This window comes from Brevibacillus thermoruber 423 (genome assembly GCF_000454065.1).
GTDB lineage: Bacteria > Bacillota > Bacilli > Brevibacillales > Brevibacillaceae > Brevibacillus > Brevibacillus thermoruber.
The window spans coordinates 306,603-330,999 of sequence record NZ_KE695652.1; the positions used below are offsets into that span (position 1 = coordinate 306,603).

Sequence of the window (24,397 nt, forward strand, 5' to 3'; positions counted from 1 at the left end):
CAGCGCCCTGTTTCGGGGCGTTTTTTCTTTAAAACGCGGAACGAAAACGCACTCCGCTGCGTCAGCACCAGACGACGACGGCGCCGGGCAAGCGACTCGACCCATTCTTCCGCCTTGCTCCGGCGTGTTTTTTGGTTGCGGAAGCATGGAGGAGATCGAACGATTCATGAGGAAATACGAAATGGCGACACTATGAGGTGGATTCCTAGAGAAATGGAGGCTCAACATTCATGTCAACAGACGTAACCCGATTGATTCAGTCGCATCGCTCCATCCGAAAATTCACGGCCGCGCCGATTCCCGAGGAGGTGCTGCAGGATGTCCTGACCTGCGCGCAGTGGGCCCCGTCCTCGCACAATGTCCAGGCCTACAGCGTGATCGTCGTGAAGTCCGCAGAAACCAAACGGCAGTTGGCGGTCTTGTGCGGCAACCAGAAATGGGTGGAGACCTGCCCGGTCTTTCTCGTGTTTTGCGCCGACTTTTACCGGCTCAAGCTGGCGTGCGAGATGCACGGTCGCGAACTGGCCGCAGACGAAGTGGAAAACCTGCTGGTCGCGGCGGTGGACACCGCGCTGGCGGCGGAAAACGTGCTGCTGGCAGCCCGCTCCCACGGGTTGGGCGGCGTCATGATCGGAGGCATTCGCAACCAGCCGGACGAAGTGACTCGTCTGCTGCAGCTCCCGCCGCTTACCTTCCCGGTGATGGGAATGTGCCTCGGCTTTCCCGATCAGGATGTGGCGCAAAAGCCGAGACTGCCGCAGCGGGCCGTCGTTCATGCGGAACGCTATCAAACCGAGCACCTGCATGATGCCCTGCGCGAGTACGAAGACATCACCGCCGCGTACTACGCGCAGCGAACGGGCGGCGAGCGCACGGACGGGTGGACGGCACAACTGGCGGAGTACCTCAGTTCGCCGCGCCGGCAGCACCTGGCCGCCTTCCTGCGCCAGCAGGGCTTTCCCATGAAATAGCGGATGACAGCAGGGGGCAGCGGCGAATGCGCTGCCCTTTGCCTGTGCTGCTCCCTACCTGTTGGGCTCCCGTTCGGAGTAGTACCGGACCGCTTTTCCCTTCGCCATGGCGAATGCGATTTCGCTGCGAGTACTCTCTCCGATATACCCGTCCGGATCAATCACGAAAATTTCGTCCGCCAGATCGATTTTCCGGCGGTGGATTCGCTCAAACAGCAGCGCCTGTTCCGGGGTGACGGGAATGTTGTCGCTCTGTTCAAAAAATCCCAGGCTGATGACCACATGCCCCTGCAGCGTCAGCGCCGCTTCCATCTCCCGAAACTGCCGTTTGAACCTGGTGGAACCGCACAAGGTGATGACCTTCATCCGTCTTCCCACATCCCCGCTTGTTTTTTCGACATTCATTCGCAGCAAACCGCCAACTTTCCTGCATCATGCAATTCTTCCATCTCCTCCTTGTTCGCCGCTTGTATTATAATAAAGAGGTTGGATTTCTACATATTGGAAAGGAGCACGTTTTTTTGTTGGACCAGGAACTGCTGCGTCCCTCGTTGAAGGAGGGGGGCGTCAAAGCGACAAAATCCTACGATCTCGACAAATTGATCTATGTCGGCTTCTTTGGCGGAATCCTCCCCGTGCTGGCGCTGGGAACCGTCAATGCCGTCTGGCTGCGGGCGGACAAAAAACGGACGATGCTGCTGCTGACTGCCGGCCTGACCGTGCTGGCGGCCAGGTTTGCCGCGATTGTGGCGACGGGAGAGGAAGGCGCCGCTTTCGTGCACTCGCGGCTGGCCGGGATTGTGATGGCGTTTGCCTATCGGTTTGCGCTAAAAAAACGGTACCGGCTGCACACCGTCCTGCAGGGTGAGCACAAATCCATGGCGAAGGCGGGACTGGTGGGAGTCGTCGCCGGCTTTGTGGCGGAAGCGGTGCTGATCCGTTTGGGGGAGGGAATCCACCATGTCACACATACCGGATGACTTTCACGCCGCCTGGCGGGAAGCCCTCTACTACTATGAAATCGGCCGCCATGAACAAGCCAGGGCCGCATTTCTCGAACTGCTCCCGTACGCCCCTGACGACGGGATGCTGCTCTATTATCTCGCCGCCTGCGCCTTTCAGCTTGACGAGACGGACGAGGCAGAGCGCTTCGTCAGGGAGGCGCTGAGGAACGGGTGCGACGGTGAAATGGCTCTCTCGCTCCTGGGGGCGATCTGCATGCGAAAAGAAGCGTATGTGGAAGCGGAGGAATGCCTGCTTCACGCGCTTTCGCTCAACCCGCAAAACGCGGGGATCATGGCCCAGTACGCCTTTTTGATGCTGAAAACCGGCTATGAGGAAAAAGCGCGCCGGCTGATGCGGGAGGCGCTGCGGCTCGATCCGGAAAACGAGACGGTGCTGCACTACCATTTTTTCTTTCAGCGCGCGTTTGACGAAAAAGCAGGACAGGAGCAAACCATTCGCCAGTACATGCACGTCGCGGAAAGCGACGTGGACAAGCTGACCAAGCTGGGACTGGCCGCGCTGGACCGGGAGGATTACCGCGAAGCGCGGGAGTGTTTCCGGCAGGCGTTTTTGCTCGAACCGACCAACCGGGACCTGTTGAGGGTGCTGGAGGAAGTGGACAGGGTGTCCCACCCGATCTTTTTCCCCAACCGCCTGATGCAAAAAATGGGCGGTCCCATCGTCTGGTGGCTCGGGTTTCTCGCACTGATGACGCTGTTGAGACGAATGGAATGGTACGGAACGGCCGCTGTGACCGCGATTGCGTACGTGCTGTTGTGCGTCTACACCTGGATATCGCCGGTCGTGTACAAACTGTTCCGAAAAATGATGCGGTAAGGGTTGGTAGTCATGACGAAGATCGAAGTGTTAAAACAGATGCTGGAGGCTGATCGGCACAACGCCTCCGTGTGGTATCTGCTCGGTGTGGAATACGCCGAGCAGGGAAACCGCAGCGAGGCCCTGCAGGCGTTTACCCAGGCGCTGGCCCACGGTGACGACGAGATGAAGCAAACCATCATCGAGGCGCTGGGAAAACTCTCGGCTGCGGAGGCCGAATTCATCCCCCCACAAGCGGAGAAGAACCGGCAGGAACCGGCGGAAGAGATTGCGGTCCCGTCCGTTCCGGCCGGCCCGATGCGGGTGATACCCGGCGGCAAGGCCCGGAGCGGGGCGGCAGCGGCCAAGGAGCGGGAAGGCGTCATCACCTTTGCCGACGTCGGCGGCATGCACGAGGTCAAAGAGGCGATCCGCATGAAGATCATTCAGCCGTTTCTCTCTCCCGGCCTGTTTGAGCGCTTCCGCAAAAAGGCGGGCGGCGGTATTCTCCTGTACGGCCCGCCCGGCTGCGGCAAGACGTATATCGCCAAAGCGACGGCGGGGGAATGCCGGGCGCGGTTTGTCAGCGTGCACATCGCCGACGTTCTCGACCCGTATCTGGGCGTGAGCGAACAAAACCTGCGCGACCTGTTCGCCTCCGCCCGGGCGCAGAAGCCGGCCGTTCTCTTTCTCGACGAAATGGACGCGCTGGGTTACAACCGGGGCAAGTCCGCCTCCCACACGATGCGGACGGTGATCGATCAGCTTCTGACCGAGATGGAAGGCATCGACGCCAATACGGATAAACTCTTGATCATCGGCGCCACCAACATGCCGTGGGATGTGGATCCGGCGTTCAAACGGCCGGGCCGCTTTGACAAGCTGATTTTCGTCGCCCCGCCGGACCGCGAGGCGCGGGAGGCGATCTTCCGGCTGAAACTGGCGGAGCGGCCGGTCGAGCCGCTGGACTACCGGCAGTTGGCGGAGTGGACCGAGCTGTACTCCGGCGCCGACATCGAACAGGTGGTCGAGCAGGCGACGGAAAACGTCATCCGCGACATCATGTCCACCGGCGTGGAGCGGCCCATCGGCGTGGACGACCTGCGCGAAGCGATTGCCGATACGCGCCCGTCCACCATCGAGTGGCTGCGCACGGTGAAAAACTACGTGAAATACGCCAACCAGGGCGGTCTGTACGACGACGTGGAGAAGTTCTTGGCGCGGCACAAGCGGATTTGAGGGGGCCGCGGGGGGGTTTTTCACCGAAAGGCTGGGACCGTGACCGCCACAACAAGCAAGAGACTTGTGCGGTTTTTTTCCGTACAAGTCTTTTTTGAACGTACCGGGCATTGTGTTTATTGCCAGAATTATTATCGCAATGTCGAGTGAGTTAGACATACCAAGAAAAGGAAATCTGCGCTGCCTATTGATTTTAGCAAAGCGTTCATCGGACTTCCATCGTTTGACATTGTCAATGGGGACGCCATTCAGCGCACGGGAAGCCGCTGGGTTCACTTCCGATGCGACGATGGCGAAGCTGGGGCCATGAGCCGTCGAACAGTCATCGACGCGGTACAGGGCCTTGTGGAGAGGAGTGGAGCGGAGCGGCTTTTTCCCTTCGGCATTTCCCACTAGCTTCCAACCGGTTCTGTTTTTCGTTTTTTTCTGTAAGCTGTGTATGAGCAACTCATTTCCGTGGGAGGAGGCTTGTCGTGGAGAGCCGTTCCGTTTTACTGAAAGAGGCGCATGCGCTGCAGTGCGACGCAGAGGATGGGTTGGCCCGTTTTCGCGAAGCGTTTTACATCCAGCCGGGCATCGTCTACCTGGACGGCAATTCGCTCGGCCTTTTGTCCAGGCGGGCGGAGGAAGCGCTGCTGCGCGCGCTGGACGATTGGAAGACGCGCGGCATCGACGGGTGGACAGAGGGGGACAACCCGTGGTTTTACCAGGCGGAGCGGCTGGGCGCGATGAGTGCGCCGCTGGTCGGCGCCGAACCTGACGAAGTGGTTGTGAGCGGTTCTACAACGGTCAATCTGCACCAGTTGGCGGCCGCCTTTTTCTGCCCGGAGGGGAAGCGGAGCAAAATCCTCGCCGACGAGCTCAATTTTCCCTCCGACATCTACGCCCTGCAGAGCCAACTGCGGCTGCGCGGGCTGGACCCCGCCGACTACCTGGTGCGGGTCAAAAGCCGGGACGGCCGCTATCTGGCCGAGGAGGACATCATCGCCGCGATGACGGAGGAGGTGGCGCTGATCGTGCTGCCGACGGTGCTGTACAAGAGCGGCCAGCTTCTGGACATTCCCCGGCTGACGGCGGAGGCGCATGCCCGCGGCATCTTGATCGGATTTGACGGCTGCCACTCGGTGGGGGCGATCCCCCATCGGTTCAGCGAGTGGGGTGTCGACTTCGCCTACTGGTGCACCTACAAGTACCTGAACAGCGGGCCCGGCGGCGTCGGCGGCCTCTACGTCAACCGGAAGCACTTCGGACGGCTCCCGGGTCTGGCCGGATGGTTCGGCTCGGACAAGGAAAAGCAGTTTGACATGGAGCACGACTTTACGCCGGCCCGGACGGCGGGGGCGTACCAGATCGGCACGCCGCACATCCTCAGCATGGCGCCGCTGTTCGGATCGCTGGAGATGTTTGCCGAGGCCGGCATGGAGGCGATCCGCGACAAGTCGCTGCGGCAGACGCGCTACCTGATGGACCTGATCGACATGGAGCTGCCGGACATGGGCTTTGTCATCGGCAGCCCGCGTGAGGACGAGCGGCGCGGCGGCCACGTCAGCCTGGAACACCCGGAAGCGGCCCGCATCTCCCAAGCGTTGAAAGCGCACGGCGTCATCCCTGACTTCCGCGCCCCCAACGTGATTCGGCTGGCACCGGTGGCCTTGTACACGTCATACCATGAAGTGTGGAGAGCGGTGCAGGTGCTGAAGCGGATCATGCAGGAGAAGCTGTACGAACGCTACGAAAACAAACGGGGCGTCGTGACCTGACGGCAGGAGGAGGGAAGCGCATGGAATGGATCGACATTTCCCGCCCGCTTTTCGCCGGGGTGCCCACCTGGCCGGGCGACACGCCGTTTCGCTACGAGGTAAGCTGGTCCAAGGCGGCGAGCGGCTCCGTCAACGTCGGCCGATTGACGATGAGCGTCCACACCGGGACGCACGTGGACGCGCCGTTTCACGTGGATGACGAGGGGCGGCGAGCGGCCGACCTGCCCGTCGAGCTGTACGTCGGTCCAGCCCGGGTGATCGACGTCAGCGGCAAAGCGAGCATCGGTGCGGATGATCTGGCCGCCCACGACCTGTCCGGCGTGACCAGGCTGCTGCTGAAGACCGGCTCCTGGACCGACCCGGAGCGGTTTCCCGCCGACATTTGTTACCTTCGTCCCGATCTGCCGCCGTTTCTGGCGGCGAAGGGCATCCGCCTGATCGGCGTGGACGTTCCCTCGGTCGACCCGCTGGACAGCAAGGAGCTGCCGGCGCATCACGGTCTGCACGCCCACGACATTCACATCCTGGAGGGCGTCGTGCTGGATCGCGTGACGCCGGGCGACTACGAATTGATCGCGCTGCCGCTGCCGCTTCGCGAGGCGGACGGCAGTCCGGTCCGGGCGGTGCTGCGCCGCTTGGCGAACAGGAGTGGGGAATGACACGGGGGGCTCAATCCCGTAGGCTGCCCATCTCCCTGCGGAACCTGGCGGGGGAGTCACAATGTCAGCCGCATATGGATGTCATGCGGTTCTTTTTCAAACAATTCCTCATCGATTTCCGAGGTGATCGTGGAACCGCAGCTTCGATAAAACTTCACCGCCGACTCCGTTTCCATCGATGAGATGTACAGGTATTTCGCCCTTTTTCCTTCGCCGCTTGACGCAGGGCGTCCAAAACCGTCCTTGCATGTGTAAATCAGATGAATGGTTTCGGAACGGTCAATCCCTCCTGAATGATGATACAAGGTACATGTTTTCAATGATTCGAGAAAGACAGCCGTTTACCTGTAGTGCGTTCCTGCCTGTTCGCTGATGACCGGAATGCCAGTCTACTACATGGGGGAGGCAGAGCGGAATGGTGAAAGCGCTGACCGACTACGAAAAGTACATTCGCACGGAAGAACTGCTCCGTCTGCAAAAAAACGAAGAGCAGTTGGTCTGCGAAGACGAACTGACCTTTCAGGTGATCCACCAGATTGCCGAGCTTCATTTTACATTGATTGTGCAGTACCTGGGCCAGGCCAGGACCGCCATGCTTGCCGGCGATCCGGATCGGGCGGCCGCCCGGTTGGGCCGCGTCAACCTGCATCTCAAGCATCTGCCGGAAGTCTTTCAGATGGTAAAGGTGATCAACCCGATCGACTACCATACCATCCGGCTGGCGTTGGGGCGCGGCAGCGGGCAGGACTCGCCCGGCTTCAACCGGATCCTGCAGACGGGGCCGACGCTGTGGGAGCCGTTCGAGCGGCTGCTGACCGACGCCGGCCTCAGTCCGCTGGAACTGCACAAGCAGCCGGACGCCCAACCGGCACTGTTCCGCTTGATGCAGGAACTGCTTCAGTTTGACGAGTCGTTCCAGAGCTTTCGCTACCAGCACCTGCAGTTGGTCAAACGAATGATCGGTCTGGAGACCAACAGCCTGAAAGGAATCCCCGCCCAGGCGCTGCAAAAGGGCGTGCGCCACGCGTTTTACCCGGCGCTGTGGAAAGCGATCAGCGAGCTGACGGACTGGACCGGCTCCAGCAACAACTCGCAGCCGCTGGGAGACTAGCGGAGCGGCCGAGCGGCGGAGCCGGCCGCCTTCCATAGCGGGTCAGCCCGCAGAGGACAGCTAGGCTTGTCCGCTTTTCCGCTGGTTCGATGTTCCGTGCGCCTTGCTGGTCCCGAAAAAGGATGGCAGATCGGATGCCGCCATCCTTTTTCGCGTGTATGTCAACTTACGTGCTACGTGATCTACAGGAGGGGGGAGGTCTTTTCGATCACGTCCCACTTCATGCCGCGGGCTTTCAGCCGGGTCAGAAACGGGATCGGATCGATCAGCTCGGGCGGTATGCAGCCTGTCGCGGTCAAGAGCCCCTCCGCCATCATGTCCACGGCTACGACGGGCGGAATGCCGGTCTGCCAGATCGTCGCCTGGAATTCGGTTTTGTAGAAAACCTCGTCATGATTGGCGATGGTGTAGACGTACATGTCCTTTCGCTTGTTGTCCTTTTTTCCTTTGACGAGCGCGCCGACGCAGGAGTAGCCGTGAATTTTGCCCGCCAGGTCGGCCGGTTTCGGCATCGAGGTGACGACCACGTCGCGCGGCGCCACCTTTACGCCTTTGACGTCGATCTCCTCGTCGCTGTCCAGCCCCAGGTAGCTCAATACCTGCAGCGTATTGACGAAGTCGGGGTGCAGGGCGTACTTGAAGTCCACGTACCTGCATCCCTTGGCCCGGCCGATGGTTTCGCCCAGGGTGGTGGCCTCCTCGTGCTCGACGTTGTAGCAGTCGAGCCAGCCGATCGGTTCGGGGAATTCAAACTCCTCCTTGTTGGCGAACGGCGTCGGGAAATACTGTTCCCCTTTGTCCGCGGTCCAGTAGTTGGGCTTGGCGAGACACTCCTGGATGGCGGTCTGCGGGCTGAAGTAGGAGCAGAAACCGTCGTAGTCGACGACGGAATTGTCGCCGTCGCGGATCAGAATGGCATCCACTTCGTCCAACTGATCGACGGCGTACCGGGCCGCGATGTTGGAAAAGCCGGGGTCGCACCCCAAGCCCATGATGCCCAAGAGGCCGGCCGCTTTGAACGCGTCGTTCCAGGCCAACTGTTTGCGGAGCCACTGCGGCCCGCTGGAGGCGGTATCAATGTAATGCGTTTTCGTGTTCAAGCACGCTTTCATCACTTCGAAGTTGTTTTCGGGCAAACCGATGTGCAGCAGTACGTCGATGTCGCCCAGAATGGCCTGAACGCTCGACACGTCGCGGGCGTCCACCCGTTTCACCTGAATCTCCACGTCGGTTTCCCGGCGCAGCTCGGCGGCCAGTTCTTCCGCCGGACCGATGGAGATGTCGGCCAGCACCAGTTTTTCCAGATAACGCGACTTCACGATTTCGCAGGCGCTCACTTGTCCAACGCCGCCAACACCTACTATTGCGACTCGCATAGAGTCCTCCTTCCGTATGTGGGCAACGGTCTATCTTCGCATTCGAAACAGCCATTTTTGCAGATGAAGATCGATATCGGCGGGGTGCACCGACACTTGGGCAGTCATGTCAATCGGCTCCCGAGGGCGCAGGTTCATGAGAACAACCTCCTTGTGTTCGAGTGGTCATTCGTGTACACGGGGGGAAAAGCGAGGGGGCTAGGGGGAAGGCAGCGATACCGCATGGGTGCTGTCACCTCCTTTTCCAGTCATGGACGAAAAAGTTCGAGCAAGCCGTGTCGCGCGGGGATAGTACATGTGTATTCATCTGCCCGGACGTCCCATGCGCTCGGCAGGGGAGAAAAAATCCGGACCCCAAAAGGAAAGGTCCGGTCTCCGGGAACTAGAGAGGCGGCGCCGGTCAAGACTTGTATTGAATCAAGCCGAATCCGAGCCCTGTCGGATCGACCAGATAGGCCAGGTGAAAATCATCGAAATCCATTGGTTCCCGGACGATGTTGGCCCCGTTTTCCACCGATTTGGCGATCGCCTCCTCGATCGAATCCACCTCGATGATGATGCGGGTGCCATGCGGATAGTCAGGCGGCCCCAAGTCAATGCCGCCGTTGATGCCCGGACGGTCATCGGAGCCGGTTGTCACCGCGTAGTAATCCCACCGCGGCTCCGCGATGTTCCAGCCGAAGACGGTGGAATAAAACTGAACGGCTCGCTCGGGGTTTTGGCTGCTTAATTCGAACAGGACGACACGTGCCATGAGGAGCACTCCTTTCGTAATAGAGGGAATCATATCCAATTCCCTGCCGCCAAGGGAAACCCCTCTTTCTTTGCGTATAAAGAAAATAGGAACCACCCTAACCCACCTGACCCTTGAAGAAGCGAACCAGAAGAAAACGTGCCTGCGGCCGCGCAAAAAAGTAGAATAAAGAGAGGAAACAAAGAAACCCCCTTTTTCACGGAGGAGACGACATGATCCGTTCGATCACAGGGCAGGAACTTTCCGCCCTGCAGGAGCGTTTGTGTTTGGAAGAAGTGTACATCCTGTACAGCAACCTCTTTGTGCGGGCGGACAGATGCATCGCGCTTGCGCAGACACACAACGAAGAGATTTGTCTGGTAGGAACCTATCTGAAAGGCTTGCCTTTCCACGCGTTCACCTTCCATGTATGTGAGCTTTCGAAAGGAAGAACTGACGGAAACGCCTCATATCGGCTTGTTTTCCCCTGCCGGCGACCTCATGTCGATGGCCGGGTTTCACATTTTTCACGAGCGCTATGTGGAGATCGGCAATATCGGCACTTCGCCAGCCCACCAAAACAGAGGATGGGGAACGCGGATCACGTCGGACATTTGCCGGCTGGCACGGGAGAAATCGCCGCACGTTACGCCTATCTCGAATGCTGCTGTGACGTTCGCGCGTGCCGCACGCGGCGCCGTCTGCCAGATTCTTGTTGACGAACAACCTGGCATTCTTTACAATGATACCCAACAGGTAAACACTGTTCTTATCCAGAGCGGCGGAGGGACTGGCCCGATGAAGCCCGGCAACCGTCACGCGGTGCGTGACCAGGTGCCAATTCCTGCAAGACAGAGGTCTTGACAGATAAGAAGCGGGTTCGTTTGATACGGATGCAGGCCTTCTTCTTGTCGGAGAAGGCTTTTTCGTTCTTCTGTTCCTGAACTTCATAGGACTTCTTTCTTATCCAGAGAGGTGGAGGGACTGGCCCGATGAAGCCCGGCAACCGTCACGCGGTATGTGACAAGGTGCCAATTCCTGCAAGACACGCGTGTCTTGAGAGATGAGAAGGAGGCTCGGGCGCAATGCACACAAGCCTTCTTCGAATCGGAAGAAGGTTTTTTCGTGTTGTACAAGACAAAAACGGGGTGGGAGAAACATGAGCGTGGTAAAAGTGGGCTTGTTGGGATTGGGAACGGTAGGCGGCGGGGTGGTCAAGACGATCCGCGCGCAGCAGGAGAAGCTGTCGGCCCGGCTGGGCAGGCGCATCGAAATCGTCAAGGCGCTGGTGCGCGACACGCGGAAGCAGCGGGCCGTGCAGGTGGAGCCGTCGCTGTTGACGACGCGGTTTGCCGACGTTCTGGAAAGCGACGTGGACATCGTCGTGGAAGTGATGGGCGGCGTGGAGCCGACCTACGACTACGTGCGGGCGCTGATCCAAAAGGGCTGCCATGTGGTGACGGCCAACAAGGAACTGCTGGCCAAGCGCGGCGCGGAGCTGGTAGAACTGGCCAACCGGCACGGCGTCCATCTCGCCTACGAGGCCAGCGTTGCCGGGGGGATTCCCATCCTCGGCGTGCTGCGCCAGTTCCTCAGGACCAACGACATTGCGGAGGTGCGGGGCATCCTCAACGGAACGACCAACTTCATCCTGTCGCAGATGGAGGAGGCGCAGCTGCCCTACGCGGACGTGTTGAAGCGGGCGCAGGAGCTGGGCTATGCGGAGGCCGATCCGCGCGCCGACGTGGAAGGCTGGGACGCCCTGTACAAGCTGTACATTCTGGCGCAGCTCGTGTTCGGCGAGTCGCTGCCCCTCTCCGCCATCGAGCGGCAGGGGATTGCCGACCTCTCGCAGGGCCACATCCGGCTGGCGAAAGAGTTGGGGTACCGGATCAAACTGCTGGCGCAAGCGCGCCGGGAAGACGGCGGTCTGCACCTGTCCGTGCGGCCGACGCTGGTGCCGCTGGGGCATCCGCTGGCGCGCATCCGGGATGCGTACAATGCCGTCCAGGTGGAGGGCAGCCTCGTCGGCGACCTTTTGTTCACCGGCAAAGGGGCGGGCGAACTGCCGACAGCCAGCGCGGTCGTGGAGGATCTGGCCTTCTTGCTGACCCAGCCGTTTACGCCTCATCCCGCCTGGCGGGAACGGCCGACGGCGGTCCCGTCCAGCCGGCTCTCATCCGGCCTCGACTTCTGTTTTCTGGAAGGGACAGCGGCCCGCGTGACGCCGGAGCAGGTGCTGCTGTTCCTCGAACGGGCGGGAGTCGCCGTCCGCAGGCTGACCGTCCAGTACGATCCGGGCAGCGTCCTGCGCGTGGGCTTGCTCGCCGCCGGACTCAGGGAGGAGCACGCGGAGCTCTTGGGACGGGACTTCGGCCTGCAGGCGCGGCTGTACCCCGTGCTGGAGGCGGCCGACGATCGTGGTGCCGTCGAAGGGACTGTGGGTTGGTAAACAAGCGTCCAACTCCCCATCGCATTCGCCGGGATTTTTTGGCATGATAGAAGCGGAGCACTTCTTCTTCAAGGGGATGAGGACACATCATGCTGGGTTCGCAAACCATTCTGCCGGCCATTCGCCACATGAAGGAGTTTGAGCGCGTCCTGGAAAGCCGGTACGACACGATCATTCTGCTGGAGAGCCATATCTGTCAACTGAAAAGCATCGCCGACCTGGCGCGCCGGCACGGAAAAAAGCTGTGGCTGCACGCCGATCTGGTGCAGGGGTTGAAAAACGACGAGCACGGCGCGCTGTTTCTCTGCCAGGAGATCAAGCCGGCCGGCGTCATTTCCACCCGTTCGCAGGTGATCACGACCGCCAAAAAGAAGGGCTTGGTCACGGTGCAGCGCCTGTTTTTGCTGGACTCCGGCGCGCTGGAGACAAGCTACAAAATCCTCGAGCAGACGAAACCCGATTTCGTGGAAGTCCTGCCGGGGGTCATGCCGCACATCATTACGGAAATCCGTGAGCAGATCCGGATTCCGATCATCGTCGGCGGGTTTATCCGCACCCGGGAGGAGATCGAGAGCGCTCTGGCGGCGGGAGCCATCGCCGTCACCACCTCTGATCGAAACCTGTGGAAACAACTGTAAAAAAGTGGTTGACAACGCTTTCACGTCCGCTTATGATTGATTCCAGAAGGTCATACGTCGGATGAGATCAGGAGATCCACCTATTTCTCTAGTGTTTAAGTTCCCGTGGGCTTAAGCAGTGGTTGATAGGTGGATTTTCTGTTTTCTTCCAGGGAGGTGAACGGCGAAAAGGGGGGAGCCGGTCCGGTCTCATCATAAAAAAGAAGAGAGTGGGGGAACATGATGTCGGCGTATTGGGCGGAACTGATCGGGACCATGATGCTGGTGATTCTCGGGGACGGCGTCGTGGCGGGCGTCGTGCTGAACAAGTCCAAGGCGCAAGACGGCGGATGGATCGTGATTACCATGGGCTGGGGCTTTGCCGTCGCCTTTGCCGTTTACGCGGTCGGGGGAGTCAGCGGCGGCCATCTGAATCCGGCCGTCACCATCGCGCTCGCGTCGATCGGATCGTTCGCTTGGGAGCTCGTGCCCGGGTACATCCTGGCCCAGATGGCCGGGGCGTTTCTGGGGGCTGTGTTCGTCTACCTGTACTACCTGCCGCACTGGAAAGAAACCGCTGACCCGGCGGCCAAACTGGGGGTATTCTGCACGGCTCCGGCGATTCGACACACGTTTGCGAATGTTCTCAGCGAGGGGTTGGGCACGTTTTTTCTCGTGTTCGGCCTGCTGGCCATCGGCGGCAACACGTTTGCCGAAGGGCTCAATCCGCTGATTGTCGGCTTTTTTATCGTCGCCATCGGCATGTCGCTCGGCGGGACCACCGGCTACGCGATCAATCCGGCGCGCGATTTGGGGCCGCGCCTCGCCCACTTCGTCCTGCCGATCGCAGGCAAAGGCTCATCCGACTGGAGCTACGCCTGGATTCCGGTCGTGGGGCCGATCGTCGGCGGGACGGCGGGAGCGCTCGTATTCAAGACCTTGTTCGGCTAAGCGGTCGGCCCGGGCCGATTGACGCAGCGAGGGATCGGGAGAAAACGATAAAGGGGGATGAGACGGATGGAAAAGCGGTACGTATTGGCCATCGACCAGGGCACGACCAGTTCCCGTGCCATTTTGTTCAACCGGGAAGGGAACATGGTGGGAGCGGCCCAGAAGGAGTTCACGCAGTTGTTTCCCCGGCCGGGCTGGGTGGAGCACGACGCCATGGAGATCTGGTCGTCCGTCGTCGGCGTGATCGGCGAGGTGCTGGCCATCCACAACATCAGCGCCCAGGAAGTGGCCGCGATCGGCATCACCAACCAGCGGGAGACGACCGTCGTCTGGGACAGACAGACCGGCCTGCCGGTCTACAACGCGATCGTCTGGCAGTCCCGCCAGACGGCGGAGATTTGCGAGGCGCTGAAGGCGCAGGGGCTGAACGATCGGTTTCGCGAACGGACCGGCCTTTTGATCGACGCCTACTTCTCCGGCACCAAGGTCAAGTGGATCCTCGACAACGTGGAGGGAGCACGGGCCAGGGCGGAACGCGGCGAGCTCTTGTTCGGCACCATCGACACCTGGCTGATCTGGAAACTCTCCGGCGGTCGGGCGCACGTGACCGACTACACCAACGCGTCCCGCACGCTGATGTACAACATTTTCGACCTGCGCTGGGACGACGAGCTGCTGGAGCACCTCACCGTGCCGAAAGCGATGCTCCCCGAAGTGCGCTCCAGCTCGGAAATCTACGCGCATACCGACAAAGACCTCTTCTTCGGCGTGGAAGCGCCCATCTCCGGGGCGGCGGGAGACCAGCAGGCCGCCCTGTTCGGCCAGGCGTGCTTTGAGGAAGGCATGGCGAAAAACACCTACGGCACCGGCTGCTTCATGCTGATGAACACCGGGGAAAGACCGGTCCGCTCCGAACACGGCCTGTTGACCACGATCGCCTGGGGCATCGACGGCAAAGTGGAGTATGCGCTGGAAGGAAGCATTTTTGTCGCCGGTTCCGCCATCCAGTGGCTGCGCGACGGCCTGCGCATGCTGAAATCGGCGGCGGACAGCGAAGCGTACGCCAGCCGCGTGGAATCGACCGAGGGTGTCTACGTGGTGCCGGCGTTCGTCGGCCTGGGCACGCCGTACTGGGACAGCGACGTGCGCGGCGCCGTCTTCGGCCTGACGCGGGGCACCAGCAAGGAGCACTTCATCCGCGCCACGCTGGAATCGCTGGCCTACCAGACGAAAGACGTGCTCACCGCGATGGAAGCCGACTCCGGCATCACGCTGAAAAAGCTGCGCGTGGACGGCGGCGCGGTGAAGAACGACTTCCTGATGCAGTTCCAGAGCGACCTGTTGGGCGTGCCGGTGGAACGTCCGCAGGTAAACGAGACGACCGCCCTGGGAGCGGCTTATCTGGCCGGTTTGGCTGTGGGCTTCTGGAAAAACAGGCAGGAGATCGCCGCCAACTGGAACGTGGACGGCGCCTTCGAGGTGAAGATGAGCGAGGAACGGCGAAACGGGCTGTACGCCGGCTGGAAAAAAGCCGTGCGGGCGGCGATGGCCTTCAAATAATCGGCCGGACGTGGTATACTGAACGCAACAAGGTCATACGGATGGTCTGAGAAACGGAGTCGACCACTGATCCTTCTTTGCGGGCAAGGAGGGATTGGTGGTCGTTTGTGTTTTTTCCGGACTGTTCGGGTTGACCCACCGATAAAGTAGAAGGGGGAGTGATGCGTGGTGAAACGAGCGGAACACCTGGCGCGGCTCAAAACGGCAGAACTAGACCTGCTGGTGATCGGCGGCGGCATTACCGGCGCGGGGATTGCGCTGGACGCCCAGGCGAGGGGCATCCAAACGGGGCTGATCGAGATGCAGGACTTTGCTGCGGGGACCAGTTCCCGCTCCACCAAACTGGTTCACGGCGGGCTGCGCTACCTGAAGCAGTTGGAGTTTCGCCTCGTCGCCGAAGTGGGCAGAGAGCGGGCGATCGTCTACGAAAACGCGCCGCACGTCACCCAGCCGGAGTGGATGCTGCTGCCGCTGATCGAGGGCGGGACGTACGGGCGGCTGGCCACATCCGTCGGCTTGTACCTGTACGACTGGCTGGCGGGAGTGAAACGGAGCGAGCGGCGGCGGATGCTCAGCCGGGAGGAGACGCTCAGGATGGAGCCGCTCTTGCGCAAAGAGAAGCTGAAAGCGGGCGGTTACTACGTGGAGTACAAGACGGACGACGCCCGCCTGACGCTGGAAGTGATCAAAGAGGCGGCGGCCCGCGGCGCGGTGCCGGTCAACTACGTGAAGGCGGAGGCGTTCCTGTACGAAAACGGCAGGGTCGTTGGCGTGCAGGCCGTCGATCGGATCAGCGGGGAGACGTTTGCCATCCGCGCAAAACAAGTGGTCAACGCCGCCGGACCGTGGGTGGACGAACTGCGCGAAAAAGACGGCTCCCGGCAGGGCAAGCGGCTCTTTCACACCAAAGGGGTGCACATCGTCTTTGACCGGAAGCGCTTTCCGCTGCGTCAGGCCGTGTATTTCGACACGCCGGACGGCCGCATGGCGTTTGCCATCCCGCGCGCGGGGAAGACGTACGTGGGCACCACCGACACCCCCTACGACGCCGATCTGGCCCATCCGGTGATGACGGTGGAAGACCGCGATTACCTGCTGGCGGCCATCGATTACATGTTCCCGGAGGTGGGCATCCAGGCGGAGGACATCGAGGCGAGCTGGGCAGGTATTCGGCCGCTGATTTACGAGGAAGGCAAGTCCGCCTCGGACATCTCCCGCAAAGACGAAGTGTTCCGCTCCCCGAGCGGGTTGATCACCATCGCCGGCGGCAAGCTGACCGGCTACCGCAAGATGGCGGAAAAAGTGGTGAACATCGTCGCACAGGAACTGGGCGTGAAGGCGCCGTGCACGACGGACCGGATTCCGCTGTCCGGCGGGAAGGTGGGCGGTTCCGCCGGCTTTGCTTCCTTTGTCGCGAAGAAAACGGAGGAAGGGATGTCGCTCGGCCTCGGCCGTGAAGAGGCGGAGCGGCTCGTTCGCCGCTACGGCAGCAATGTGGACCGCCTGTTTACGATCATCCGCGAGCGCGGCCGGGAAGCGGCCCGTCATCGGCTGTCACTGGAGGTGTACGCGTCCCTGGTGTACGCGCTGGAAGAGGAGATGGCGATGACGCCAGTGGACTTTTTGCTTCGCCGCACGAGCAGTCTGCTGTTTGACATCGAATGGGCGAACCGCTGGAAAGAGCCGGTCCTGAACTTCATGAAGCGGTACGGGAACTGGAGTGCGGAGCGGACGGACGCGTACCGCCGCGAACTGGAGCAGCACATCCGCGATATGACTCCCTGACAGGCGGGCGCGGCGCTGGATTGTCATGCAAACACCCCCTCCGGCAGTCGATACCGGAGGGGGTGTATTGTCAGCAGTTACGTCAGCGAATGGCGCCGCTTGTCGTGAATCAGCTTGTCCTTCAGCGCCCGCAAGCGGTCGGACAGCGCGACGGGGTATACTTCCGGGTTGTCGAGGCGGAGGTACTCTTCCCAGAACGTGCTCTTCTGCTTGCGGTGGAAGGCCCTGATCTCGTCCAAACTGGGCATCTGGTAGACGAGCTGGCCGTCCCGGAAAATGGGGCGAAGCAATTCCACCGCCGTAAAATCGGTGACCCGCTTGCTTTTCAGCGGATTGGTCGGGTGCTTCAGGATGATTTCGTTGAGGTTGTCCAGCGTTTCGTCCTCCAGGCAGATGTAGTCGCCCTTTGCCATGCCGTTTCGGTCGTAGAGGCGGTACACTTTTTTCAGCCCGGGGTTGATGATTTTGTCCAGGTTCTCCGAGATCTTGATCAGCGCGATCCACTCCTGCTCGGTCTTGCGGGCGACGATCTTGTGCACGCCGCCGAGGGCTGGGCTGTCGTAGGCGGTGATGAACTTCGTGCCGATGCCCCACACGTCGATTTTGGCCCCCTGCAGCTTGAGCGAAGCGATCGTGTACTCGTCCAGGTCGCTGGAAGCGGCGATCTTCACGTACGACAGGCCGGCGCTGTCCAGCATCTCCCGCGCCCGCTTGGAGAGGAAGGCCAAATCGCCGCTGTCCAGCCGGATGCCGTTCAGCCTGTGTCCGCGTTCTTCCATGATCTTGGCCGTCTTGATGGCGTTGGGGATGCCGCTTTCCAGCACGTCAAAGGTGTCGACCAACAGGATCGACTTCGCCGGAAAGACCTCGGCAAAGGCGAGAAACGCGTCCAGTTCGCTGGGGAAAAACTGGACGAACAGGTGGGCGTGCGTTCCCGTCGTCGGCACGCCGTACTTTTTGCCCGCCTTCAGATTGGACGTGAAGTGAAAGCCGGCGATGTAGGCGGCCCGTGCCCCCTGGACGGAAGCGTCCCGCCCCTGGGCCCGGCGCTTGCCCATTTCGATCACCGTCTGGCCGTCCGTCGCCGTGATGATGCGGGACCCTTTGGTCATCAGGAGCGACTCGCTGTTGATGGTGTTGAGCAGCTGCGCTTCAATCCAGATGCACTCGATCACGGGGGCGATGATCCGGATGTAGGGCGTGTTGGGAAAGACGATCTGGCCTTCTTCCATCGCGTCCAGGTGGCCGGTGAAGCGCAGGTTTCGCAGCTCCTCGAGAAAATCCTCGTCATAGAGGTTTTTGGAGCGGAGGTAAGCGATGTCCGATTCGTTGAAGTACAGGTTTTGGATGATGTCAATCAACTGCTGCAGGCCGCCGAATGCCACGTACCCGCCCAGCTCGCCCTGGTAATCCCCCGTCGGTTTGACAAAGGGCGCCTTGCGGTAAAAGTCGTCAAATACCACTTCGGTCTTGTGCAGCCCTTTCTTGTACAGCGCGTACATCATGCTGAGTGCGTACTCGTCCGCGTCGAGGGCGTAATCCCGGGACGGATCGTAGTAAGGCAGCACTTCAAACGACCGGGTTTCATCGCAAGCGGCGCACTTCTGCAGTTGATCGGTGGTGCGAAAATTGGGCTGGCCGCACGTTTGGCAGATGTGCACAAAGCGGTAGATTTTCGGGTCAATTACGTCAAAAAGCGTCTTGTCGGGTGTCATCTTGGCGTCTCCTTACATCGACTCGCCCAAGACCTGGAGGCCGAGCTGATTTTTGAAGTGGTTCAAGGCCCATTCGTGGCCGGCCGGGTTAAAGCTGGCGACGGCATCCGCGTGTATCACGACCCTAAATCCGCGGTAAAAGCCGTCGATCGCCGTGTGCAGCACGCAGATGTCCGTGCAGACGCCGGCCAGGTGGATTTCGCGAATGCCCCGCGCGTGAAGCTGCAGGGCAAGGTCGGTCCCCTGGAACGCGCTGTAGCGGGTTTTGTCCATCCAGGTGATGCGTCCGGCATGCCGGTCGTACGCGTCCTGCACCTTTCCGTACAGGCGGCGCCCCTCGGTTCCGATGATGTTGTGCGGCGGATACAACGGCGTTTCCGGGTGGAATGGGTCGTCCTTCTGGTGGGCGTCCACCGCCATGACGACGTAGCGGCCGTCGCGCACGAACTGCTCGGTCAGCTCCACGATCCGCTGTTCGATCCGCTGGGCCGGTTCCCCGCAGGTCAGCGCTCCGTCGGCTGCCACGAAATCGTTCGTATAGTCAATCACAATCAAGGCGTTCATCCGTTATCCCTCCGAATCGGTAGACGGCGGCGTTCGCCAGCCGGCCAAAACGATACCAAGTCGTGCGATGACTGTCGTTACGGAAGTTGGCTTCATCTTACCTGGTAAACATACCCTCGTCAATACGGCGGCATGCAGGCAAGTATTTTGTGTGAAAATATTGACGATTCCGTCAAGTGGGCGTTACCATTCGTGGTGTATTCACAATTGCTTAGAGGAAAGGGAGGATGCAGATGGCGCAAGCGGCAGTTTCTCCGCAGACGGGCACCAAAGCGTTGATCGCCAGTCTGATCGGCAGTTCCATCGAGTGGTTTGACTACTTTCTCTACGGGACGGTGGCATCGCTGGCGTTTACCAAGCTGTTTTTCCCCCATACGGACCCTGTGGTGGGACTGCTGCTCTCCTACCTGTCGTTCTCGCTGACGTTTTTCATCCGTCCGCTAGGCGGTCTCATCTTCAGTCATATCGGCGACAAGGTCGGACGGAAAAAGACGCTGGTGCTGACGCTTTCGCTGATGGGGACGGCGACGGTCCTGATCGGCCTTTTGCCCGGGTACGACACGATCGGCGTGTGGGCCCCGATCCTGCTGTTCATCCTCCGTCTGGTGCAGGGGCTGGGCATTGGCGGCGAGTGGGGCGGCGCCCTGCTCCTGGCCGTGGAATACGCGCGGAACAACCAGCGCGGCTTCTACGGCAGCATTCCCCAGATGGGTGTAACCATCGGCATGCTGCTCGGCACGCTCTCCATTTCGCTGATGAGCCTCCTGCCGGAAGAGCAGTTCCTGTCGTGGGGCTGGCGGGTGCCGTTTGTCCTCAGTGCCGTGCTTGTCTTCCTCGGCCTGTGGATTCGCAGCGGCATCGACGAGACGCCCGCGTTCCGGGAAGCGCAGCAGAGCGGCAGCATTGCCAAGGTGCCCCTGGCGGACACGCTCCGCTGCCACTGGAAGTCCGTGCTGATCGCCATCGGGGCCAAAGTGGTGGAGACCGGACCGTTTTACATCTTTTCGACCTTTGTGATCGCCTACGCGACCAAGTACCTCGGCTACGACAAGGTGACGGCGCTGAACGCGGTGACGATCGCCACGCTGGTGGCCACCATCGCGATTCCGTTCATGGGCAAATGGTCGGACCAGGCGGGGCGCAAACCGCTCTACATCGGCGGCACCGTGGCGATCATGCTGTTTGCGTTTCCGTACTTTTATCTGCTGTCGCTCAAGTCGTCGTTTTGGCTGACGGCGGCCACGGTGATCGGGCTGGGGATTCTCTGGGCGCCGGTGACGGCTGTTCTGGGAACGCTGTTTTCAGAGATTTTCAGCACCGAAGTGCGCTACACCGGCGTGACGCTCGGCTACCAGTTGGGGGCGGCCATCGCCGGCGGCACGGCTCCGCTGATTGCCACCTGGCTGCTTGACGCGTTTGCCAACTCGTGGGTGCCGGTCGCCCTGTACATCATCCTGACCGGGCTTATTTCGCTCGCGGCCATCGGCGCGGCGCGGGAGACGAAAGACGCGAGCTTGTGAGCGGGCATGTGAGGAAAGGCGGGATGGTCATGCTGGTTTTGTCCCAGGAAGAGATTCGCGAGCTGTACACGATGGAAGAGTGCCTGCGGGACGTGGAGGAGGCGTTTCGGTGCGAGGCGGCGGGCGGCACGGTCACACCGGTTCGCACCGCTGTCGCCCACGAAAAGCGGGCGGCGACGACGCTGTACATGCCGTCGTACGTGGAGGCCGTCGAATACACGGCGGTGAAAGTGGTCAGCATCTTTCCGCAAAACGCGGAAAAAGGGCTGCCGTCCCTGCAGGGGATCACGCTGCTGACGGAGGCGAAGAGCGGACGGCATGTGGCGCTGATGGACGCAACCTGCCTGACCGTGCTGCGCACCGGCGCGAGCAGCGGCGTGGCGACCAGGCTGCTGGCGCGCCAAGATGCCAAGAGCTGCGCCGTGCTGGGATGCGGCGCCCAGGCGCTGGGGCAGGTGCAGGCGATCATGGCGGTCCGGCCGATCGAGCGGCTTTGGCTGTACAACCGGACGCGGGCGCGCGCGGAGCAGCTTGCCGCCCGGATTCGCGCCCTCTACCCGGAGTGGAAGGGCAGCATCACATGTGTCAACGACGCCGGCGAGGCCGTGTCCGCCGCCGACATCGTGGTGTTGAGCACCAAGGCGACCGAGCCGCTGTTTGACGGCGGCATCCTGCGCCCCGGTACCCACGTCAACGCGATCGGCGCCTATCAGCCGCACATGCAGGAATTTGACGCCGTGACGTTGAACCGTAGCGGGAAAGTAGTGGTGGACACCAAGGAAGGGGCCCTGCACGAAGCGGGCGATCTGATCAAGCCGATTCAGCGGGGAGAGTGGTCGATCGACCGGCTGTACGGCGAAATCGGCGAACTGGTCACCGGCCAAAAACCGGGGCGGGAGACGGATGAGGAAATCACCCTGTACAAATCCGTGGGGATTGCCTCCCTGGATACGATGGTGGCCTGCGCCGTCTACGAAAAGGCGAAACGGCTGGGAGCAGGGACGACCGTCACGCTGTAGGAGCAATCCGCCGCAGCACAGCGCTGTCCGGGCAAAACGCTCCGCGATCGGGGTTCACTCTGCTGGACGTGAGGTAACGAAACCATTTGGAAAGGCGGGAGCGCATGGAACTGGCATTTGATCATCTGGTTCACTTTCTCCGCCGTCCGCCCGTCGAGGCGGCGGAGCGCTTACAAAAGGAAGGATTTCACGCGCTGGCGGGCGGCCGGCACGAGGCCTGGGGGACTTGCAACAGCCTCAGTTACTTCGGGCTTGCCTACGTGGAATTTCTGGCCGTGGAATACCCGGAGGTGGCCGAGCGGTCTGACAATCCGCTGGTCCGGCAGTTGGTTCAGGACGCGGCAGTGGGCGAGGGCATGGGGCAAATCGCCCTGCGGACGCGCGACATTGAACGCTGGGCGGAGCATTTTCACGAGCGCGGGATGAAGGTGACCGGTCCGCTGCCGGGCAGCAGGAAGCGGGAGGACGGCACGGTGATCCGCTGGCAGATGCTGTTTGCGGAGACGCCGGAGGAGAGGGGGCGTGTGCCGTTTCTGATCCAGTGGGAGCAGAGCGACGACGAGCGGCGGGACGATCTCACCCGCCGGGGCGTCATTGCTCCGCACCCAAATGGAGCGCACGCCCTCAAATGCGTCTGCTTGGCGGCGGAAGACGCGGACGAAGCGGCGGAACGCTGGCGGCGGTGGTTCGGCCTGGAGGCGGCGGCCGCCTTCGTCGATGAAGGGCTAAACGCCCGCTGCCGGACGCTTGCGTTTTCCGGCGGGGCTGTCGTGCTGTGCCAGCCGTTGGGGGAGGGATTGGCCCGCGACGCGCTGCTGGCCCGCGGAGAGAGGCCGTTTTTCGTCCGGTTCGCCGGCGGGAGCGGAGAGATTCGCCACGAGCTGTACGGTGGGTGGTATGTGTGGTGAATCAAGCCGGAAAGCAGGTGCGTGCTCCCTACAGGCTGCAACGCTTCACGCACGCGGACATCCCCGGTATGTCATCAATCTGGAAGAGCCCGGGCGGCTCTTCTTTCTTTTTTTGTAAAATTGCAAAAAAGAGTTAATCCCGTACGTTCGTGCTATCATTTGTTTAGATTGTTAGTAAATAGCCGAACAGTTAGGGGGAACAACGTGGAGGTACAGCATCGTTCGCTGCAAAAAGAAGTAGGTTTGACGTTGGCTACATCGCTGGTGATCGGGACCGTTATCGGCTCCGGCATTTTCATGAAGCCGGGCAAGGTCATTGAATACGCCGGCGACTCCACGCTGGCACTGTGGGCGTGGATAGTGGGAGGATTGATCACGCTGGCGAGCGGGTTGACCATCGCCGAGGTGGGAACACAAATCCCCAAGACAGGGGGGCTGTACGTCTATCTGGAAGAAGTGTACGGAAAGGTGTGGGGCTTTCTCGCCGGATGGGTGCAGTCGGTCATTTACGGTCCGGAGGTAATCGGCGCGCTGGGCTTGTATTTCGGTTCGCTGCTCGTCCACCTGTTTGGCTGGGGGGCTGCATGGAAGCTGCCGATCGCGGTCGGTACGGTGCTCCTCTTGGCCGTCGTCAACAGCCTGGGCACCCGGTACGGGGGCTTCGTCCAAACGGCGGCCACCCTCGGCAAGCTGGTGCCGATCGCGCTGATCGCCGTGTTTGGAATGTGGAAAGGAAACGGTCAGATATGGGGGGCCGACAGCGGAGTGACCACCGAGATCAGCTTTGGGGCGGCTGTGCTGGCCACGCTGTGGGCCTATGACGGCTGGATGCTGGTCGGCTTCATGGCGGGAGAGATGAAAAATCCCGCCAAAGTGCTGCCGCGCGCCATCATCGGCGGCCTGCTCGTGGTGACACTGGCGTATCTGTCGGTCAACGTGGCCCTGCTCCATCTATTGCCCGCATCCGAGATTGTGCGCCTGGGGGAAAACGCCGCAGGGGCGGCGGCGTCGCACTTGTTCGGCGAATGGGGCGGCAGGCTGATCAGCGTCGGGATTCTCGTCTCCATCTTTGGCTGCCTCAACGGCAAAATCCTGGCGTTTCCCCGCGTGCCGTTCGCGATGGCAGAGCGCGGCCATCTTCCTGGCTCCCGCTGGCTCTCCCGCATCCACGCCGCCTACGGCACGCCGGTGGCCGCCATTTTATCGCAAGCCGTGATCGCTGTGATCCTGATGGTGGTGAGCAATCCCGACCACTTGTCCGAGCTGGCCATTTTCTCCGTGTACCTGTTTTACATCCTGGCGTTCGTCGCTCTATTCATCCTGCGCAGACGTCAGGGGGGACGGCCACGCGCTTACAGCGTGCCGCTCTATCCGATAGTGCCGCTGTTCGCCATCGCTGGTTCGCTCTATATCCTCGCGAGCACGCTGCTCACCAATCCGGGGAATACGCTGGCGGCCCTCGCCATTACGCTCTTGGGCCTTCCGTTTTTCCGGCGCGGGCAGCGAAAAGAAGCCGCCCTCCGCGGCGAGCCGGTGAGAGCCAACCGCTAGCCTGACGAACCGAGAGCATCACCTCCCTCCGACGGCCGGGATCGGCCGCAGCGGAGGCTTTTTTCTTGGGGGCAGCAGGACAAAA

The 24,397-nt window shown here is 61.2% G+C and carries 21 protein-coding genes, 1 pseudogene and 2 riboswitches; of the genes and pseudogenes, 17 read left to right on the plus strand and 5 right to left on the minus strand.

The genetic code is table 11. The features are described 5' to 3' along the window. Nucleotides 1-230: 230 nt before the first annotated feature. Nucleotides 231-971 (plus strand): oxygen-insensitive NADPH nitroreductase, encoded by a 741-nt coding sequence (nfsA, locus tag M516_RS0116020; protein ID WP_029100015.1) that lies wholly within the window; start codon nucleotides 231-233, stop codon nucleotides 969-971. Nucleotides 972-1,025: 54 nt separating this feature from the next. Here nfsA and M516_RS0116025 read toward each other — a convergent pair whose 3' ends face one another. After that, nucleotides 1,026-1,337, minus strand: a complete 312-nt coding sequence (locus M516_RS0116025) for a hypothetical protein (RefSeq protein WP_029100016.1) — start codon at nucleotides 1,335-1,337, stop codon at nucleotides 1,026-1,028. Nucleotides 1,338-1,492: 155 nt separating this feature from the next. On the opposite strand from M516_RS0116025, the gene M516_RS0116030 reads away from it, so the two are divergent. From M516_RS0116030 to M516_RS0116060, 6 genes are all read left to right on the plus strand, one after another. Further along, a complete protein-coding gene (locus tag M516_RS0116030) occupies nucleotides 1,493-1,951 on the plus strand; it encodes a hypothetical protein (RefSeq protein WP_029100017.1) in 459 nt (152 codons plus the stop codon). Beyond that, nucleotides 1,932-2,813, plus strand: a complete 882-nt coding sequence (locus M516_RS0116035; protein WP_029100018.1) for a tetratricopeptide repeat protein — start codon at nucleotides 1,932-1,934, stop codon at nucleotides 2,811-2,813. Before M516_RS0116030 ends, M516_RS0116035 begins: the two co-directional genes overlap by 20 nt. A gap of 12 nt (nucleotides 2,814-2,825) precedes the next feature. Continuing rightward, nucleotides 2,826-4,031, plus strand: a complete 1,206-nt coding sequence (locus M516_RS0116040; RefSeq protein ID WP_029100019.1) for an AAA family ATPase — start codon at nucleotides 2,826-2,828, stop codon at nucleotides 4,029-4,031. 473 nt (nucleotides 4,032-4,504) lie between these two features. Next, nucleotides 4,505-5,791 (plus strand): kynureninase, encoded by a 1,287-nt coding sequence (kynU, locus tag M516_RS0116045; RefSeq protein ID WP_035289936.1) that lies wholly within the window; start codon nucleotides 4,505-4,507, stop codon nucleotides 5,789-5,791. 20 nt (nucleotides 5,792-5,811) lie between these two features. Beyond that, nucleotides 5,812-6,450, plus strand: coding sequence for an arylformamidase (kynB, locus tag M516_RS0116050; RefSeq protein WP_029100021.1), 639 nt, complete (start codon nucleotides 5,812-5,814; stop codon nucleotides 6,448-6,450). 415 nt (nucleotides 6,451-6,865) lie between these two features. Further along, nucleotides 6,866-7,561 carry a tryptophan 2,3-dioxygenase family protein gene (locus tag M516_RS0116060; protein ID WP_029100022.1) on the plus strand — a complete coding sequence of 232 codons (696 nt, stop codon included), beginning with the start codon at nucleotides 6,866-6,868 and terminating at the stop codon, nucleotides 7,559-7,561. 182 nt (nucleotides 7,562-7,743) lie between these two features. Here M516_RS0116060 and M516_RS0116065 read toward each other — a convergent pair whose 3' ends face one another. Further along, nucleotides 7,744-8,937, minus strand: a complete 1,194-nt coding sequence (locus tag M516_RS0116065; protein ID WP_029100023.1) for a saccharopine dehydrogenase family protein — start codon at nucleotides 8,935-8,937, stop codon at nucleotides 7,744-7,746. A gap of 400 nt (nucleotides 8,938-9,337) precedes the next feature. Then, entirely contained in the window at nucleotides 9,338-9,691 is a 354-nt protein-coding gene (locus tag M516_RS0116075) for a VOC family protein (RefSeq protein ID WP_029100024.1), read from the minus strand. Nucleotides 9,692-10,177: 486 nt separating this feature from the next. Between M516_RS0116075 and M516_RS26355 the strand changes: the two are divergent. The 6 genes and pseudogenes from M516_RS26355 to M516_RS0116110 all read left to right on the plus strand — a co-directional run. Then, a pseudogene (locus tag M516_RS26355) lies at nucleotides 10,178-10,246 on the plus strand (hypothetical protein); the annotation flags it as partial. A 190-nt stretch (nucleotides 10,247-10,436) separates the two neighbouring features. Further along, a riboswitch (SAM riboswitch) is annotated at nucleotides 10,437-10,544 on the plus strand. An 86-nt stretch (nucleotides 10,545-10,630) separates the two neighbouring features. Continuing rightward, a riboswitch (SAM riboswitch) is annotated at nucleotides 10,631-10,740 on the plus strand. Between the two features lie 89 nt (nucleotides 10,741-10,829). Next, the gene (locus M516_RS23665) at nucleotides 10,830-12,122 is read left to right on the plus strand and encodes a homoserine dehydrogenase (RefSeq protein ID WP_051188249.1); all 1,293 of its coding nucleotides are present in this window, start codon (nucleotides 10,830-10,832) and stop codon (nucleotides 12,120-12,122) included. Between the two features lie 86 nt (nucleotides 12,123-12,208). Beyond that, complete coding sequence (locus M516_RS0116095) at nucleotides 12,209-12,760, plus strand: glycerol-3-phosphate responsive antiterminator (protein WP_413541986.1); 552 nt, start codon at nucleotides 12,209-12,211, stop codon at nucleotides 12,758-12,760. 222 nt (nucleotides 12,761-12,982) lie between these two features. Beyond that, nucleotides 12,983-13,690: an MIP/aquaporin family protein gene (locus tag M516_RS0116100; RefSeq protein WP_029100028.1), complete on the plus strand. Its 708-nt coding sequence runs from the start codon at nucleotides 12,983-12,985 to the stop codon at nucleotides 13,688-13,690. Nucleotides 13,691-13,756: 66 nt separating this feature from the next. After that, nucleotides 13,757-15,250, plus strand: a complete 1,494-nt coding sequence (gene glpK, locus M516_RS0116105; RefSeq protein WP_029100029.1) for a glycerol kinase GlpK — start codon at nucleotides 13,757-13,759, stop codon at nucleotides 15,248-15,250. Nucleotides 15,251-15,415: 165 nt separating this feature from the next. Next, nucleotides 15,416-17,035: a glycerol-3-phosphate dehydrogenase/oxidase gene (locus M516_RS0116110; protein WP_029100030.1), complete on the plus strand. Its 1,620-nt coding sequence runs from the start codon at nucleotides 15,416-15,418 to the stop codon at nucleotides 17,033-17,035. 77 nt (nucleotides 17,036-17,112) lie between these two features. On the opposite strand, the gene M516_RS0116115 is transcribed toward M516_RS0116110, so the two are convergent. Together M516_RS0116115 and M516_RS0116120 are read right to left on the minus strand one after the other, a co-directional pair. Continuing rightward, nucleotides 17,113-18,750, minus strand: a complete 1,638-nt coding sequence (locus M516_RS0116115) for a nicotinate phosphoribosyltransferase (protein WP_029100031.1) — start codon at nucleotides 18,748-18,750, stop codon at nucleotides 17,113-17,115. Between the two features lie 12 nt (nucleotides 18,751-18,762). Then, nucleotides 18,763-19,314 carry a cysteine hydrolase family protein gene (locus tag M516_RS0116120; RefSeq protein ID WP_029100032.1) on the minus strand — a complete coding sequence of 184 codons (552 nt, stop codon included), beginning with the start codon at nucleotides 19,312-19,314 and terminating at the stop codon, nucleotides 18,763-18,765. A 233-nt stretch (nucleotides 19,315-19,547) separates the two neighbouring features. Between M516_RS0116120 and M516_RS0116125 the strand changes: the two genes are divergently transcribed. From M516_RS0116125 to M516_RS0116140, 4 genes are all read left to right on the plus strand, one after another. Beyond that, complete coding sequence (locus M516_RS0116125) at nucleotides 19,548-20,834, plus strand: MFS transporter (RefSeq protein WP_029100033.1); 1,287 nt, start codon at nucleotides 19,548-19,550, stop codon at nucleotides 20,832-20,834. A 29-nt stretch (nucleotides 20,835-20,863) separates the two neighbouring features. Next, a complete protein-coding gene (locus tag M516_RS0116130; protein WP_029100034.1) occupies nucleotides 20,864-21,853 on the plus strand; it encodes an ornithine cyclodeaminase family protein in 990 nt (329 codons plus the stop codon). 104 nt (nucleotides 21,854-21,957) lie between these two features. Beyond that, on the plus strand, nucleotides 21,958-22,761 hold the full coding sequence (locus M516_RS0116135; RefSeq protein ID WP_029100035.1) for a VOC family protein: 804 nt from the start codon (nucleotides 21,958-21,960) through the stop codon (nucleotides 22,759-22,761). A gap of 204 nt (nucleotides 22,762-22,965) precedes the next feature. After that, a complete protein-coding gene (locus M516_RS0116140) occupies nucleotides 22,966-24,312 on the plus strand; it encodes an APC family permease (RefSeq protein WP_029100036.1) in 1,347 nt (448 codons plus the stop codon). The last annotated feature ends 85 nt before the right edge of the window (nucleotides 24,313-24,397 follow it).